12 protein-coding genes are annotated in these 15993 nt (G+C 61.4%); 7 read left to right on the top strand and 5 right to left on the bottom strand.

The annotated features are described in order from the left end of the window. The first annotated feature begins 1 nt into the window (after window position 1). The 7 genes from Q0K07_RS02180 (at window position 2) to Q0K07_RS02150 (ending at window position 8002) form a co-directional block, all read left to right on the top strand. Entirely contained in the window at window positions 2-358 is a 357-nt protein-coding gene (locus Q0K07_RS02180; protein ID WP_294555791.1) for a hypothetical protein, read from the top strand. Continuing rightward, window positions 355-2445, top strand: coding sequence for a type III secretion system export apparatus subunit SctV (sctV, locus tag Q0K07_RS02175; protein ID WP_294555789.1), 2091 nt, complete (start codon window positions 355-357; stop codon window positions 2443-2445). The genes Q0K07_RS02180 and sctV overlap by 4 nt, the downstream gene beginning before the upstream one ends. Before the next feature lie 8 nt (window positions 2446-2453). Continuing rightward, a complete protein-coding gene (gene sctS, locus Q0K07_RS02170) occupies window positions 2454-2714 on the top strand; it encodes a type III secretion system export apparatus subunit SctS (RefSeq protein ID WP_294555786.1) in 261 nt (86 codons plus the stop codon). A gap of 76 nt (window positions 2715-2790) precedes the next feature. Then, window positions 2791-3609, top strand: coding sequence for a type III secretion system export apparatus subunit SctT (gene sctT / locus Q0K07_RS02165; protein ID WP_294555783.1), 819 nt, complete (start codon window positions 2791-2793; stop codon window positions 3607-3609). Then, the gene (gene sctU, locus Q0K07_RS02160; RefSeq protein WP_294555780.1) at window positions 3606-4649 is read left to right on the top strand and encodes a type III secretion system export apparatus subunit SctU; all 1044 of its coding nucleotides are present in this window, start codon (window positions 3606-3608) and stop codon (window positions 4647-4649) included. The genes sctT and sctU overlap by 4 nt, the downstream gene beginning before the upstream one ends. Window positions 4650-4775: 126 nt before the next feature. Then, on the top strand, window positions 4776-6050 hold the full coding sequence (locus Q0K07_RS02155) for a sigma-54-dependent Fis family transcriptional regulator (RefSeq protein ID WP_294555777.1): 1275 nt from the start codon (window positions 4776-4778) through the stop codon (window positions 6048-6050). Next, window positions 6047-8002, top strand: a complete 1956-nt coding sequence (locus tag Q0K07_RS02150; protein WP_294555775.1) for a SpoIIE family protein phosphatase — start codon at window positions 6047-6049, stop codon at window positions 8000-8002. Before Q0K07_RS02155 ends, Q0K07_RS02150 begins: the two co-directional genes overlap by 4 nt. Window positions 8003-8137: 135 nt before the next feature. On the opposite strand, the gene Q0K07_RS02145 is transcribed toward Q0K07_RS02150, so the two are convergent. The 5 genes from Q0K07_RS02145 to Q0K07_RS02125 all read right to left on the bottom strand — a co-directional run bounded on the left by Q0K07_RS02145 (window position 8138) and on the right by Q0K07_RS02125 (window position 14596). Further along, window positions 8138-8806 carry a GNAT family N-acetyltransferase gene (locus Q0K07_RS02145; protein ID WP_294555772.1) on the bottom strand — a complete coding sequence of 223 codons (669 nt, stop codon included), beginning with the start codon at window positions 8804-8806 and terminating at the stop codon, window positions 8138-8140. Then, window positions 8803-9786 carry an alanine racemase gene (locus tag Q0K07_RS02140; RefSeq protein ID WP_294555769.1) on the bottom strand — a complete coding sequence of 328 codons (984 nt, stop codon included), beginning with the start codon at window positions 9784-9786 and terminating at the stop codon, window positions 8803-8805. Before Q0K07_RS02140 ends, Q0K07_RS02145 begins: the two co-directional genes overlap by 4 nt. Beyond that, window positions 9786-12122: an MFS transporter gene (locus Q0K07_RS02135; protein ID WP_294555765.1), complete on the bottom strand. Its 2337-nt coding sequence runs from the start codon at window positions 12120-12122 to the stop codon at window positions 9786-9788. Before Q0K07_RS02135 ends, Q0K07_RS02140 begins: the two co-directional genes overlap by 1 nt. After that, window positions 12115-13251 (bottom strand): ABC transporter substrate binding protein, encoded by a 1137-nt coding sequence (locus Q0K07_RS02130; RefSeq protein WP_294555762.1) that lies wholly within the window; start codon window positions 13249-13251, stop codon window positions 12115-12117. The genes Q0K07_RS02135 and Q0K07_RS02130 overlap by 8 nt, the downstream gene beginning before the upstream one ends. A 118-nt stretch (window positions 13252-13369) precedes the next feature. Beyond that, window positions 13370-14596, bottom strand: a complete 1227-nt coding sequence (locus Q0K07_RS02125; RefSeq protein WP_294555759.1) for a PqqD family peptide modification chaperone — start codon at window positions 14594-14596, stop codon at window positions 13370-13372. Between the last annotated feature and the right edge of the window lie 1397 nt (window positions 14597-15993).

Here is a 15993-nt window from a genome sequence, read left to right as displayed (position 1 = left end):
GATGGCTCGACTCAATGAGCAGCAGCGGCGCACCCTGCATGTGCTTGCCTACATGATGCTGCGCATGGGGCAGGAGGCGAGGGCAGGCAGGATATATGCCGCTCTGGCGGCGCTTGCGCCGGAGCAGGGGCCTGACAGGCTGGCCCTTGAGGGGCTCGCCGCCCTGGCCATTTCCCGGGGAAACGGGGCAAAGGCGCTGGAATACCTGCGCGGAGCCATGGGCGGAAGGGTGCTTTCCTCCCGTCAGGCCGTGCTGCATCTCATGAAGGCCCAGGCTCTCTGGCTGGAAGGGCGCAGAGAGGAAGCCCGCGCCGCCCTCGATGAATATCTGTTCCTTGTCGGAGGAAAGAACGCATGAGTCTGATGGAAAAGGCGTCGCGCGGCGTCGGTCTGATGACCAGACACAACGACATTACCATGGTCATGCTGCTCGTGGTGGTGGTGGCGCTCATGATCGTGCCCCTGCCCACGCCTCTTGTGGATACGCTCATCGGCGTGAACATGACCTTGTCGTTTCTCATGCTCATGATGTCCATGTATGTGAAGACGGCGCTGGATTTTTCCTCCTTCCCCACCATGCTGCTCTTTACCACGCTTTTCCGCGTGGGGCTGAACATCACCACCACGCGACTCATTCTGCTTCAGGCCGACGCGGGCGAGATCATCTTCACCTTCGGTGACTTCGCCCTGGGCGGCAACTTCGTGGTGGGCGCTGTGGTGTTCATCATTCTCACCATCGTGCAGTTCCTCGTCATCGCCAAGGGCGCCGAGCGCGTGGCCGAAGTGGGCGCGCGCTTCACTCTGGACGCCATGCCCGGCAAGCAGATGTCCATCGACGCGGACATGCGCGCGGGCGTCATCGACATGGCGGAAGCCCAGGAACGACGCAACCGCGTGCAGCTGGAAAGCCAGATGTACGGCGCCATGGACGGCGCCATGAAGTTCGTCAAGGGCGACAGCATTGCGGGCATGATCATCGCCGTGGTCAACATCGTGGGCGGCACCATCATCGGCATCACCCAGCACGGCATGACCGCCGGGGAAGCCATGCACACCTACGGCATTCTCACCATCGGCGACGGCCTGGTTTCCCAGATTCCCTCGCTTCTGGTGTCCATTTCCGCAGGTATTCTCATCACCCGTTCCGGCGACAGCGGCGACAACGTGGGCGCGCAGGTGGGGCAGCAGTTCTTCGGTCAGCCCAAGGCCCTGCAGATGGCCGGCGCCCTGATTTTCCTCTTTGCGCTCATTCCCGGCTTCCCCAAGCCGCAGCTTTTCACCCTGGCCCTTGCCGTGGGCGGCTTCGGCTATGTTCTGGAGCGCCTGTCCTCCGCCCCGGAAAAGAGGGACAGCAAGGCGGAACTCGCCCGTTCCCTTGCCCCGGCCACGGAAAAGAAGACCCGGCGCAGCACCGGCCCGCAGGACGATTTTTCCCCCACCGTTCCCATCATTCTGGATATTGCGCCCGACATCGGCGAATCCATGGATTACGACACGCTGAACGACGAGCTTTCCAGCCTGCGCCGCGCGCTGTATTTCGATCTCGGCGTGCCGTTCCCCGGCATCAACATCCGGCCCAATCCCGGTCTTCCCTCCCTGGGCTATGTGCTCAACCTCAATGAAATCCCCATGGCCCACGGCAGGCTGGTGAAGGGCATGGTCATCGTGAGGGAAAAGAAGGTCAACCTGGAACTGCTCGGCGTTTCCTGCTATGAAGGGGAGCCCTTCCTGCCGGATGTGGACCCGCTGTGGGTGGCCGATGGCGACAGGGCACGCCTTGAGCAGGCGGGCATCACCTGCATGCCCCATGCCCGCATTCTGGCCTATCACCTTTCTCTGCTGCTTTCCCGCCATGCCTCAAGCTTCCTCGGCATGCAGGAGAGCAAGTACCTGCTCGACCGCATGGAGGAGCGCGCGCCCGACCTTGTCCGCGAGGTGACGCGCCTTCTGCCCGTGCAGCGCATTGCGGAAATATTCCAGCGTCTGGTGCAGGAACAGGTGTCCATACGCGATCTGCGCAGCATTCTGGAAGCGCTCATCGAATGGAGCCCCAAGGAAAAGGATGTGGTCATGCTCACCGAATATGTGCGCAGCGCCCTGAAGCGGCAGATAAGCTACATGTATTCGCGCGGGCAGAACATGCTTCCCGCCATTCTCATGGATCCCTCTCTTGAGGAAACCATACGCAAGGCCGTGCGCCAGACTTCCGCGGGCGCCTTCCTTTCCCTCGACCCCGACACCTCGCAGCGCATCATCAAGGCCGTGGGCGAGGCCGTGGGCAAGCACAAGGGCAGCACGCAGAAACCCGTGCTCATGGCGTCCATGGACATACGGCGCTATGTGCGCCGCCTCATTGAAAGCAAGTATTACGAACTGCCCGTCATGGCCTATCAGGAAGTGACGCCGGAAATCTCGGTGCAGCCCGTGAGCCGCATCAGGATATAGGAGCAGGCATGAACAGCATTGCCATGGACTATGCAAGCCAGGCTCTGTATCTGGTGCTTGTCATTTCTCTGCCGCCCATCGTCATCGCCTCGGTCATCGGCATCGTGCTCAGCCTTGTGCAGGCGGTGACGCAGCTTCAGGAACAGACGCTGACCTTCGGCGTGAAGCTCATAGCCGTGGTGCTTTCCCTGTTCCTTCTGGGCGGCTGGATGTCCGGGGAGATTCTCCGCTATGCCGACGAGATATTCACCAGGTTCTATCTTCTTTAGCGGCGCCGGGAAGGGAAGGCCTTCCCCCGCACGCAGGGATGCGATGGACAAACAGCATACCGGAGGGCGTTGAGCATTGGATACCGGCCTGTTATGGGGATTTTCTCCGCAACAGCATCTTCTGGCGTTCCTTCTGGGAACGCCGCGTCTTTTCATGCTGCTGCAGACGGCTCCTTTCATGGGCGGCACGCTGGTGACGGGACAGCTCCGTTTCACCATTGTGCTGGCCTGCTATATGGTGCTGCACCCCATGCTGCTCGGGCAGCTTCCCGCCTGGGAGGGGCTTTCCCTTGTCTCCGGTCTGCACATGGGGGCGCTCATTGCCAAGGAAGTGTTTCTCGGCATGCTCATGGGCTTTCTGGCGGGCATGATGTTCTGGACCATACAGTGTGCGGGCTTCTTCATCGACAACCAGCGCGGTGCGGGGCAGGCCACGGAAACCGATCCTCTGGCGGGGGAGCAGACTTCTCCCACCGGATCCTTCTTTTTCCAGAGCGCCGTGTACGTCTTCTTCTCCACCGGGGCCTTTCTCACCTTTCTCGGCACCGTCTATGCAAGCTATGAGTGCTGGCCCGTGTTTTCCCTGCTTCCTTCCGGGCTTTTCGAGCGCCCCTCGCTTCCGTTGTTCTTCGCCGAAAAGGTGAGCGACCTTGCCCTCGACATGGTGCTTCTTTCCGGGCCCGTGGTGGTGGCCTGCCTGCTTACCGATATTTCCCTCGGCCTCATCAACCGCTTCGCCTCCCAGCTCAACGTGTATGTTCTGGCCATGCCGGTGAAGAGCGGCATCGCCTCGCTGCTGCTCATTTTCTATTTCAGCATGCTCATGACCGGGGCGGTGAGCATGTTTGATTCCTTTGGTTCCGATTTGCGCTATCTGCAGGTGCTTTTGCCATGAGCGACGAAAAGACAGAACAACCTACACCAAAACGCCTTCGTGAAGCCCGGGAAAAAGGCGACGTCTGCAAGGGGCAGGATATTGCGCCCGCGCTGACCACCCTTGCGGTGGGCGTGTACCTTGCGGCCAATGCGCAGAACATCTTCGACACGCTTCAGGGAATGGTGCTTGCGCCCATGCAGTTCATGTCCATGCCCTTTGGAGAGGCCATGGCCAAGGTTGCGCCGCTCATCATCCATGCATCCATCATCCTGGTGGCCCCTGTGGTGGGCATCGTCATGGGCGTGGCCTTTCTGAGCACCCTTGCGCAGACGGGGGTGCTTTTCGCCGTGAAGGCCGCCATGCCCAAACTGGAGAATCTGGACCCGAAAAAGTGGTTCCAGAAGGTTTTCTCCATGAAAAACCTCTTTGAACTGGTGAAGAATCTCATTAAAGTGACGGTGCTCGGGGGCGTGGTGTACATGGTGCTCCGCGACTATCTGCCCATGCTTTTCAGCATGCCGGAAAGCGGCATAGGCGCCATGTGGAAGGTCACGGGCTCGGCGGTGAACGATCTTGTGCTCATTGCGGCAGGGGCCTTCTGCATTATTGCCGCACTGGACTATCTGTACCAGCGGTACAAGTACAACCAGAACCACATGATGAGCAAGGATGAAGTAAAGAGAGAATACAAGGAGAGCGAGGGCGATCCGCACATCAAGAGCAAGCGCAAGCAGCTGCACAAGGAAATGCTTGCCCAGAACTCCCTTGACAACGTAAGAAAAGCGAAGGTGCTTGTGACCAACCCGACCCATTATGCCGTGGCGCTGGATTATGAGAAAGACAGAACGCCCCTTCCCGTGGTGCTGGCCAAGGGCGAAGGCTATCTTGCCCAGCGCATGATGGAGGTGGCGAAGCAGGAGGGGATTCCCATCATGCGCAACGTGCCTCTGGCCCGCGCCCTGTACCGCGACGGCACGGAAAACGCCTACATCCCTCAGGACCTCATAGGGCCTGTGGCGGAGGTGCTGCGCTGGGTGCAGAGTCTGGAACGCAGATAAGACCTGCCGGGGCATGCCGTGTGCTGCTGGCCGCCTGCGGACGAGATGCGGGGAAACATGGAGGGCGCCGTGCCGGGGAGCGCGGCGTGAAGGGAAGGATGAAAACGCCATTGAAGGAGAGAGAAGGTGGAGAATAAGGGGACGGACAGGCTGCTTCCGCTGCTGACGGATCTCTGCGGGGATCTGGCTCTGGGAAAACATGCCGATACGGATCAGCTTTTCGATCTGACCCGGGACGGTTCCGGGCCGGATGAGCTGGTGCGCCTTGCCGAAGCCTTCGGCATGATGCTGGTGCGCGTGGAAGCGCGCGAGTTTCAGAACAGCCAGCTCATCCAGCAGCTGCGCTCCAAGAATGCCGAGCTGGAAGCCCTGCACAGGGTGCTGCTGGAAAAGAACGACGAACTTCAGAAAAGCGTGGAGGCGCTGTATTCGCCCGGCAACGGCATCATAGGCCAGAGCGAACCCATGCGCCGCGTGTTCGATCTGGCCCGTTCCATTGCAAGGCGGCCCATCAACACGCTCATTCTCGGGCCCACGGGCACGGGCAAGGAAGTTCTGGCGCGTTTTCTGCATCATCATTCCCCGCGCAGCCGGGGACCGTTCATTGCGGTCAACTGCACGGCCATCCCCGATACGCTGTTTGAAAGCGCCATGTTCGGCATAGAAAAGGGCGTGGCCACGGGCGTGACGGCCCGCAAGGGGCTGGTGGAGGAAGCCAGCGGCGGCACGCTTTTCCTGGACGAACTTGCGGAAATGAGCCTTCCCAACCAGGCCAAGCTTCTGCGTGTGCTGGAACAGGAGGAGGTCCTGCGCGTGGGCAGCGCCACGCCCGTGCATGTGGACATCAACCTTGTTTCCGCCACCAACGTCAATCTGGAAGAGGCGGTGAAGGAGGGGCGCTTCCGCGAGGACCTCTTCTACCGCGTCAATGTGGTGGAACTGCGCCTGCCGCCCCTTTGCGAACGCGGGGACGACATCCTTCTTCTGGCGCAGTCCTTCCTGGAACGCTACTGCGCGGAAATGGGCAGGGAAAGACTCATGCTTTCCCCGGCCGTGCAGGGGATTCTTCTGCGTTATCCCTGGCCGGGCAACGTGCGCGAACTCAATAATGAAATGAAGCGTGCGGCGGCCCTGACTCCCGGCGGCGTGGTGGAGCTTTCGCATCTTTCCCGGAGAATTCTGGAATCCGAGGCGGGGAAGGAGTATCTGTGCCGCAGAGAGCAGGAAGGGGAGCCTGAGGCGCTGGATCTGCCCCTCAACCTGCAGAAGGCGGAAGAGCTCATCATCCGCCGCGCGCTGGAACTCTCCGGCGGGCGCAAGGTCAAGGCCGCCGAGCTTCTGGGCATCACCCGCGAGGGCCTGCGCAAGAAGCTTCAGCGCATGGAGGGGGAAACGGCATGAATTTTTCTCTGCGCAGCAAGCTTTTTCTGCTTGTGGGGTTTGCCATCAGCCTTGCGGCGGTACCCATCATTCTTTTCAGCCGCGCGCGGCTTCTGGAAAGCGGCATGCAGCGGGAGAGGGAATCCTTCGTCAATACCGTCATGCTGGTGGAAGACAGCCTGAGCGTCCGTTACCTGCACCTGCTCACCTCCGAGGTGGAATCGGTGCTGGCATCCAAGCGGAATCTGCGGCAGTACGCCGCCATGATACGCGACATGCTCCTTTCCGAACGTGAGGATGAGGTGATGCAGAGCCTTTCCCAGTGGCGGAAGGTGCTCATACCCGGCGGGGTGTACCTTGCCTTTTACGACAGGCAGGGCAACGAGGTACTCGCCGGCGACATTGCCAAGAAGATCATGGAGGAAGGCCGGCAGGACTTCAAGGGCCAGTCCATACGGTCCATGCTGGAACACCGCGATGCCGTTTCCGACGGGCAGTTCGCCATGGTGCGCCTGCCCGGGCCCGGGGATCAGGAAATTCCCGTGCTTGTCTGTTTCATGCCGGTGAAGAATCTGGGCACCCTTCTTCTGTCCGATCCTGTGGCCGACACGGAGCAGAGCGGAAAGCTTCTTGAGCGGCACATGGTGCTCGGCATACAGGAGCGGCTCGACAGCCTGGAGCTGAGCCGGGGCGCTTCCATTTCCATCATTTCCAACGACGGCCGCGTGCTTGCAGGCAAGGGAAGCCCCATGTCCCTTTCCGTCATCCCCCAAGACGTGCTGAAAAGGGTACGCAAGGGGGAAGTGCTGGAGGGCGACACGTCGGCCACGGCAAGGCCGGTGCTGTATCGTCTGGCCTACTTCAAGGCCATGAACTGGTATGTGGTGGCCGCCATTCCGCTTGAGTCCATCACGGCCCCGGCCGAGGCTCTGGCCAGACACCTGTTCGGCGTGGCGGCGGGCCTGCTGGTACTGAGCCTTCTCATCATGCTGGTGCTCACCATGCGCATCATTGCGCCGCTCCGTCTGCTCACCCGCAGGGCGAGGGAAATAGCACGCGAGGATTTCAGTTCCGAGAGAGGCGTCGGTTTTTCGGAAAATATTGTCGAAGGCCTGCCCGTGGAAAGAACGGATGAGGTGGGTCAGCTTGCCGGGGCCTTTGCCCACATGGTGAAGGCACTGGATGAGAACATACACCGCCTGGTGGATACCCTGGCCGTGCGTCAGAGAATGCAGGGCGAACTGAATGCCGCACGCGACATACAGATGGGCATTCTTCCCCCGCCGAACGGCGCGCCGAAAAGCCTGGGCTATTCGGCTGCGGCCTTCCTGGAACCGGCCAAGGAAGTGGGCGGCGACCTTTACGACTTCTTCACCGTGCCCGACGGGCGGCAGGCCGTGGTCATCGGCGACGTGTCCGACAAGGGCGTGTCCGCCGCGCTTTTCATGTCCATGACGGTGACCCTGGTCCGTTATGCCCTGGCGGAAGGGATTTCCTGCGCCGAAGCCATGCTGCGCATCAACGAGCGCCTTGCCGAAAACAACCCTTCCTGCATGTTCGTCACCCTGTTCATCGGGCTTTTCGATCCGGCCACGGGCAGGCTCGACTACGCAAGCGGCGCGCACTGTCCGCCCTTTGTGGTCAGCCCCGATCCTTCCGTGCCGGTGAGAATGCTTACCGAAACCAGCGGCCCGCTGGTGGGCGCCATGCAGGGGCTTGACTATCAGCCCTGCAGCGCCGTGCTTGCGCCCGGAGAATACTGTCTGCTCTATACCGACGGTGTTTCCGAAGCCATGAACGAAAAGCTGGAACTTTTCGGCGAAGACCGCATTGCCGCCGCGCTGGAAGGCCTGCGTGACGCTTCGCCCGACAAGGTGCTGCACGGCGTTCTGGAAGCGGTGAAGGAGCACCGGGGTGCGGCCGCCCAGTCGGACGACATCACCATGCTCTGTTTCCGCCGGGCCATGTCGTAAACCGGACGTCTGTGAAAACCATGAGGCCCGGCCTCCCTGCGGGGAGGCCGGGCCTTTTTATACGATGCTCCGGCATGCGGAGGAAAACGGGATGCGGCGCGCGGGAAGTGTGTGCCGTCGAGCCTCCGGGACGGTTTACCGCCCGGCCTTCAGGGGAAGGTACTCCGTCAGAAAGGAGGAGCTTCCGGGATCTTTCCTGAGGCCCACGCCTGCAAGTCCTGCATCGAGGGCGGCGCGATGTCCCGCCACGTCCATGGCCTTCACAAGCACCGGTGCGGCGTCTGTGTCGGCTTCGCCGCCGCTCATGAGGATGAGGCGTGCCTTGCCCCCGTATTTGAAGGCAAAGGCGCGGATGAACAGCCCGAGATTCAGATGCAGCTTCAGGCTTGCGGCATTGCCCGGCCATGCCGTGGCCATGGAGAGGGTGCGGCCGCTTTTGTCCGTGACGTGCATGTTCTCCCGCACAAGGCGTTCCGCAAGCTTTCTGCCCTGCATGTCGGGCCGTACAAAGACGGACTCCAGGTGCCGCACACGCGCAAGGCTTTCCTCCGGCACCAGTCCGTGCCCCAGATTTTCCGGGTCGTCCCTGTCCGGGAAGCGGATGACGCTTACCCCGGCAAGGCGTTGTTCTCCGTCGATGGCCAGCAGTATATGCCCCTGCCCGGCAAGAATGGGTTCGTAGAACTCCTTTTCATCCACGGCAAAGATTTCGCGGGAGGGCAGGGCGGCTTCCACCTGATGTTCCAGGCGTACCAGGTCCTCCAGATCCTCCCTGTGCGCGGAGCGGAAAAGAACGTCGTTCATGCGTCCTCCGAAACTACGGGCAGCGCGCGGGAAGTGAGTGCGCGGGAGAGGGAATGATAATCCAGGGCGAAGGAAAGAGCCGTGCCTTCGCGTATGCTTTCCGGGCAGTCGCTCACGTCGAAGGAGGAGTAGGCCGAAGAGGCACCGCAGAAGACCATGCCCGGCACGGGGGGAATGAGCGCTTCCGGAGCGGTATGGAAGTGCCCCACGTCCAGAAGCGCCAGCGTGCGTCCGTTCTTCACGCGGCATTCCAGCACATGGGCCTCCAGACGGAAGGCATCCTGCCGTGTTCCCGGCACAGGCCGTCCTGAGAGGGGATACACGCCGAGCATGATGCCCGTGCCGCAGCGTATTTCTCCGATGGCGGCGGGCAGGGGGGCGTGTTCCGCAAGTTCCAGCACGTCGGTGCCTCCGGCGGAAACATCGGCGTCTTCCACGCAGTATTCACGCACGCGTTCAAGCTGTTCTGCGGCAAGATTCAGAAGCTCCGGGGTGGGAGCCTCCTTCGACAGGCAGGCGAAATTGACGGAAAGACCGCGCAGGGGCATGCCGAGGCGGCGGATGTCCCGGCAGAGCCCGGGAAGTTCCCCGGGCAGAACGCCGTCGCGGCCGTCTCCGACTTCCAGCGGGATGCGTATTTCGGGCATCGGTCCTCTGCACGCACGGCGCAGCATGGTTGCGGCATACAGGGAACTGACATAGACGCAGCTGCATTGCGCGTTTTTTTCCGCAAGCTGGGGAGAGGGGGCATAGACGTGATGCAGGCTCACCCCGGCAGGGCGGGGAAAATCCGCATCGGGCCAGGCCACGAGGCCGAGCCTTTCCACGGAAGATTCCGCAAGCAGGGAACAGACAAGCTCCGCATGAAGCGGCGCTTCCTTGAACACGAACATGCACGCCGCACCGGCGCGACGGCACAGCGCGTGCACTGCGGCAAGGTTATGCCGCAGTGCACGCCGACGGAGAAAAAGAAGGGGCATCAGGATTCCTTTGAAGAGGGGCGCGTGAGATTCATGGCGGCGAAGAGCAGCGCGGCAACGCCGGTGAAGACGGCAAGCACGGTGATGCCCGTGCGTGCGTTCCATACCGACATCATGATGCCGAGGCTCAGCGGGCCGAGAACCTGACCTATGCGCATGGCCACATTGTAGAAGCCCATGGTGCGGGCGCGGCCGAAGCTCTGCGCCGCGGGCAGGGAAAGGGCGTAGGCTCCCTGTCCGTTGGAAGCTATGGCCGTATTCACGGCCAGAAGCGCCACACTGAGCATGGCGGCGGGGAGTCCATCCAGCACAAGAAGGGCCGCAAGGCTGAGCACCACGATGAGCATGGAAACCACGAGCGGGGGCACCATGCTCTTTGCCTTGTCCAGAAGCGAGCCGAAAAGCGGCCCGGCGAACATGACGATGACGCAGTACAGCAGGAAGACACGGCCGATGGTGGCGGGGGATGTTCCGGCCTGACTCAGGGAAAGAGGCATGAAGAACTGGAACAGGCACACCGTGATGAGGGCGTTGGGTATGATGAAGAAAAGCAGCAGGGAGCCCATGCGCCTGTCCGAAAGGAAGGCGAAGGCCTCGCGGAAGCTGAGGCGTGCGGCGGAACTTTCCTCACTCTGCCAGGCTTCCCGCGGAAGCAGACGGGAGAGCACGACAACGGTGATCACGAGCATGACGGCGGAGGCCGGGAACACGGCATGATAGCCGAGTCTGTCGGCAATGAGGCCGCCCATGGTGCTGCCGCACAGCGTGCCGGCATAAAGACCTGCGAACATGAAGGCCAGATTGTGCGCCCGCCGGCTTTCCGAGGAATGGGCGATGACAAAGACCTGCGCGGCCAGGTTGATGAAGCCGTAGCCCAGACCGGACATGCCCCGGGCGAGAATGAAGGGCAGGGCGGAAGGGGAAAGCCAGCTTGCGAACGAACCCAGGCAGGCCAGCGTCACACCGGAAAGCAGCATGGGCTTCCAGCCGGATTTCTGACTCCAGAAACCTCCCGCGAACATGGCGAGTCCCGCCATGAACAGTTCGCAGGAAACAGGCAGACCGGAAACCACGTCGGGCGGCAGACCGAACAGATCAAGACCCAGTTCCCCTATGCGGATGGGCACATAGGACATGGACATTTCCGTGGCGAAGAGGCACGCGAAGATGATGGGCCGCATGAAGGCGGGCGAGGATGCCATGGTCTTTATTCCGGAACCGCTCATGAGCAGCAGGAAAATGAGTTCCGAAAGGAAGAGAGCAGCCACCACGGTCATGGTCAGGTTGTCCAGCATGACGGAAAGCAGGTTGCTTTGCATGATGGACGGGTCCATGATCACCTGCACGCTCCCTGCGGGGGAACCGTCGTCCGGGTGCGTTATGGCAAGCTTGACGGGGGGCTGCTTTTCGGTCAGGCGCTGCCAGTCCTGCGCGTCCAGATAGCCGTTGGCGGCTGCGGCGGCATGGAGGTTGCCGGTGACATCGAACACGGCCATGCCGAGGGTGGAAACATGCTGCTGCCTTTCCATCATCCACACTTCCATGCCGTGAATATTCCTGACGGGCAGGCCCATGCCTGCGAGGCGTTCCAGATCCCATGTCATCTGGCGGCCGAGCTGGTTGCCGGTATGGATCATTTCCTCTTCATAAAGGCGGGAAAGGGGCGTGTGAAGCAGAAAGAGAAAAAGAATCTGCCCCAGAATAAGCGGCAGCATGAAGCAGACGCGCAGTTTCAGGCCGGAAGGCGTTTTGTCCGTTCCGGCAGGAAAGACCAGAAAGCGCATGAGCAGGGCAAGAAGCAGACATTCTCCCAGCGATACGCCGAGAAAGATCCACAGCTGGCTCTGGGCCGCATGGGCGATGATGGTGGAAATCCGGGCCTTGTTGAGCGCCAGGAACACATGTCCGGCTATGGCGTCCTGCCTGCCGGAGATGGGGCAGGTGGTCCAGAAGCTGTCGTCGGTGGAAAATTTCTGCACGCTGCCGAAGACGGCCTTGGCATCCGGGGGCGTGAAAAGCTCGGGGGAGCCGTTCTTGTCCCACTGGAAGATGACCCTGCCTGAGGCGTCGGTCACGGCAATGTTTTCCGCTTCCGTGCGGGTGCGGTAAAGGGAAAGGAAGCGTTCCACCGTCTGCGGCCGGAGGCTCTTGCCCACGCGCACGAGAAGGCCCAGGTGATCGGCAATGTCCCGGCACACCAGTCCGTTTATCTGAAATACCGGTTCCTGATACTGCTTGTAGAGCGCGGAGAGCATGAGTGCGCCATAGAGAAGCTGAGCGCAGAGCAGGGCGAGAATGCCCCCCGTCAGAAGCCTGCGAAGGCGCAGATCAGTCATGATTTACCGCCGGAATCTGCTGATAGATTTCATCCACGGCGGCGAGAATTTCCAGAGGAGGGTTCCAACCTATGCGCATGGCCGTTTTCAGGTTGATGGCCAGCCCCAGTTCGGGTTCAAAGATCTGGCTCACTTCCCCGGGCTTCTTTCCTCCGATGACGGCGGCTATGGCGTCGGCCTCAAACTGCCCGATATCCGCAAAGCTTGCCTGGGCAAGGCTCATGAGCACGCCGTATTCCACAAGCTGAGGGCCGGCCTGGGCAAAGGAGGGGATGCCGGCCTCGATGACGGGCACCATAAGCTCCGGAATCCTGTCCATGGAGGTGGAGGTATAGGTAAGGTAAAGAGCGTCCGCTTCCCTGGAAAGTTCCTGCACGCATTTCTGAAGATTTTTGAAGGCCATCTCCGGATCAGGGAGATCCAGCGGGGCGGAGCGCAGCACCAGCTCGATGCCGAGATCCTTCGCCGTCTGCTCTATTTCGTCCATGGCGGCGGTGTTGCGGCCTTCGGGCGTGTCTTCAAACGGTACGCCGAGCTTTTTGAAGTGGAAGATTTCGTGGAACATGGAAATCTGGCGGCGGAAGCGCCCGGGCTCAAGCTGGGCATGGACGTTGTCCTTGCCGGAATCTTCGGCGGAATCGACGATGCCCGCGCTCACGGCGTCGGTCACGCTCATGGAGAAGACGGGGATACCCAGATCTTCCGAGCACATGTCAAGCCCGCTCCAGGTGCCCATGGCGATGATCATGTCCACATCCTTGCGGTTCCGTACCCGTTCGATGATGGATTCACGGATGCTCTTGCGGGCCACGGCGTCCCATTCGGCGGAGTAGTGGCCGTCGCGCAGAAATTTGATGCGTCCTCTGGCATGATCGGCCAGCCACAGCCACATGGCGCTGGTGGATTCCGTGTCCTTGGGAATGGAAACCTGGCCGTTGTCGATGAGCCCCAGCTTTTCCAGCCCCCGCGCCGTCTGGGCAAGCGTCTGCTGGTAGTTGGAAAAAGGCCCGCCTTCCACATACAGCACACGCCAGACCTTTTCCTCTGCCTGGGCGTGACCGCTCCCGGCAAGAAGCAGAAATAAAAGAACAAAAAGCAGGGAACGGAAGGTGCGGAAAGTTTCAGGCATGACAGACCTCGCAGGAATTGGGAAAAACATACGCAATCTGCCCGCAAAATACAATGTTCAGCAGCGGCAAAATACCGGGAGGCAGAGGCGGCGCATCGCAGGCAGGACTGCTGCACCTTCAGAGAAGGGCCTGCTCCCGGGGAGGAAGAGAAGGCTGCGGCTTCGGTTCCACAATGAGCCCTTCCGCTTTCAAAAGAGAGAAAAGCTCCGCAACATCGTGCGCTATCTGCTGCTTCTCTGCATGAGGAAACGCTTCCTGCAGCAGAAAGGCCGCTTCCGCTTCGCTCAGGGGCTCTTCCAGCAGGTTCCAGAGCGCTTTTCCCAGGCTGTTCAGCCCGTAGACGCGGTCGGAAGCGCCGTCCAGCAGAAAGGTGTTGCCGTGCTTCACCCTGAGCCGTGTTCCGGGGGCCTGAATGAAGCATGTTCGGGAAAGGGGGCCGCGCTGCTGCTCTGCCGGAGAAGGAAGGGGGAATCCGGCCGGGGGAAGCGGTGCCGCGGGCGCGGAAGGCGCCGCCTCAAGCCGGTGCAGCAGGGCGTCGCAGGCCTCGTCGAGGTTCGAGTAGCGGAACATCAGCGCGGGAATTTCCCGTATCAGCTGAGAGGCCTGACTGAGCACGGTTTCCGCGGAGCCTCTGCGCATGACATAGTGCGGCAGAAGCTGCATCAGGCCGGAACGATGCTCCAGAGAAAGGAAACGGGCGCTTTCCGTGCCCCGGCGTTGGAGTATGACGATGTGCGTGGGCAGAGCACGCTGCCCGAACGGTGCGCAAAGGCCGCAGGCCGCCTGCAGATACTGGTAGCGGTCGTCCCGTATGCCTTTATATGTCCGGGCAAAGGCGGCAAGGGCCGCAGAGGGCGGCAGAGGGAGCCTGAGGCGCGGCGGAATGCCGAAGGACAGCAGTTCCCCCTGCGGAGTGACGCCGATGAGATCGTCCCCCAGGCTGAGATGCCCCTGCGCCATGAGGCGTGCGACAAGAGTGCTTTTTCCTGCGCGGTTGTCGCCGAGCAGCAGCACCGTGTTTCCGCCGATCTGTACGGCGGCCGCGTGCAGGCATGTCACATCCGGGTGTTCTTCGCCGAAGGCGGCGACAAGTTCTATGGCCAGGCTGCACAGTGCGCTTGCCATGGTCGGTTCATGCAGCGGTTCCGGCAGCCACGGCGCGCGTATGTCGTAGCCCTTTTCTTCCCGGCCGAAGGCGCGCACATGAATGACGGCCCCTCCTGGAGACGGGGCTACCTCTTCATGCGGCCAGCTATGAAAAAAGCGCCGCACCTGCCCGAGAAGCATGGGACAGCGGAAAAAGCGCACAGGCTGTTTCAGACCTGCGAAGAGAAGATCCGTCATGGTTTCACCCTGCGCCGGAACAAGGCCCGGCGTATGCCCCTTTTTCCGGCCGCGTGATGCCCGCAGGCCCGCTTTTTAACGATGTGTTTCCGGCAGGGAACGGTGAAGGAGCGGCCGGGCAGCGCGCGGGCACGCAGGTCCCGTGGGCCTGCCGGGGAGAAGGTTTCGTGTGCAGATGGCGTGTGCGGCCTGCTTTTCTGCCGGACAGCGGAGAGCCGGGAGGAGGGGGGATGATGCCAATCCCCTCTCCTCAGACTTCACAAGGGCGGGCACATGGCGCGACCTTTTCCCGTCCGGCAGTTTCCTTCAGCAGAAGGCGCAGGGCGGAAGGCCGGACATGTTCCCGTGAGAGAAGGCCGGAACGCCCGGTTTCTTACATCGGGAAGCGCGGAGGCGGAGGCACGGGCGGCCTGCCGTTACGGGAAGGCCTGCTCGGGCGGCTCGGCCTGGAACGCCTGCTGGGGGGAGAAGGTCTGCTCGGGCGACTGGGCCTGGAGCGTCTTCCGGGAGGCGAGGGACGCGAGCGCCGGCTGGGCGGGGAGGGGCGCCGCGAGGGGCGGCTTCTCCGGGAAGGAGGGCTGGCGGCCAGAGCTTCGTTGACGGAAAAAAGCGCGGGGACAGTGTACACGACGCCGGCTGCAGCAAGAGCGGCCAGTACGCGCCGACGCTGCTTCCTGAAACTTTCGTTGCGGGATGTCTTTTGGCTGTTCATCGTTATTCCCCATGTCTGAGGTTTTCTGCTTTTCCTTCAGAATATTCCGAAAAAGATTCTCTGGTCAAGGAGTCTTCTCTTTCATTTTCTTGCGTTTTCCTGCAGAAATCCATGCTGATATGGTACTGTCGTCATCATGATGCCGATGGAGGGAAAACTGTTTCCGTAACACGGCAGTGTATCATGCCGAAAACAGGGAAAACGGCGTTTTGTTTTGCAGGCATGGGAAAGCAGAGTTGCCGCAGGGCACGGCCCTGAAAGGAGGGCGTACACGGTGATGCCGTTCCGGCAAGGGGAAGCGTGTATGAGCAGAGATGCGTGTTCAGCGCCGTGAGTGTTTTTTAAAGGATTTTTCCCGGAGGGGTGGCGTTACCGGATGGCTGTGGCCGGGCAATGCCTCTGCCCGGAATGTGGTACTGCATCCGGGGAGGGAAAGAAGGATATTCCGGGCAGGCCTTTGCCCGGGTGCGGATCTGAGCACCGGGAAAACGGAGCCGGAGAACCTCGTGATGGGGGAGGGCCTCCTCGGAGCGGGCAGAGATTGCCCGGACCCCGGGCAGAAAGGCGGAAGGAGAGACTCCTGCCGGAGCCTTTAATATAGGTACTAAGGCGACGGGCGCGCCCGAGGTGCTCATTTTTTCATGAGGGGAAGAAGCAGGTACGGCCCCTGTTCCTGCGAGTTGTC

Origin of the sequence: uncultured Mailhella sp., assembly GCF_944324615.1 — a bacterium.
GTDB lineage: Bacteria > Desulfobacterota > Desulfovibrionia > Desulfovibrionales > Desulfovibrionaceae > Mailhella.
This window is presented reverse-complemented; position numbering and strand designations above follow the sequence as displayed.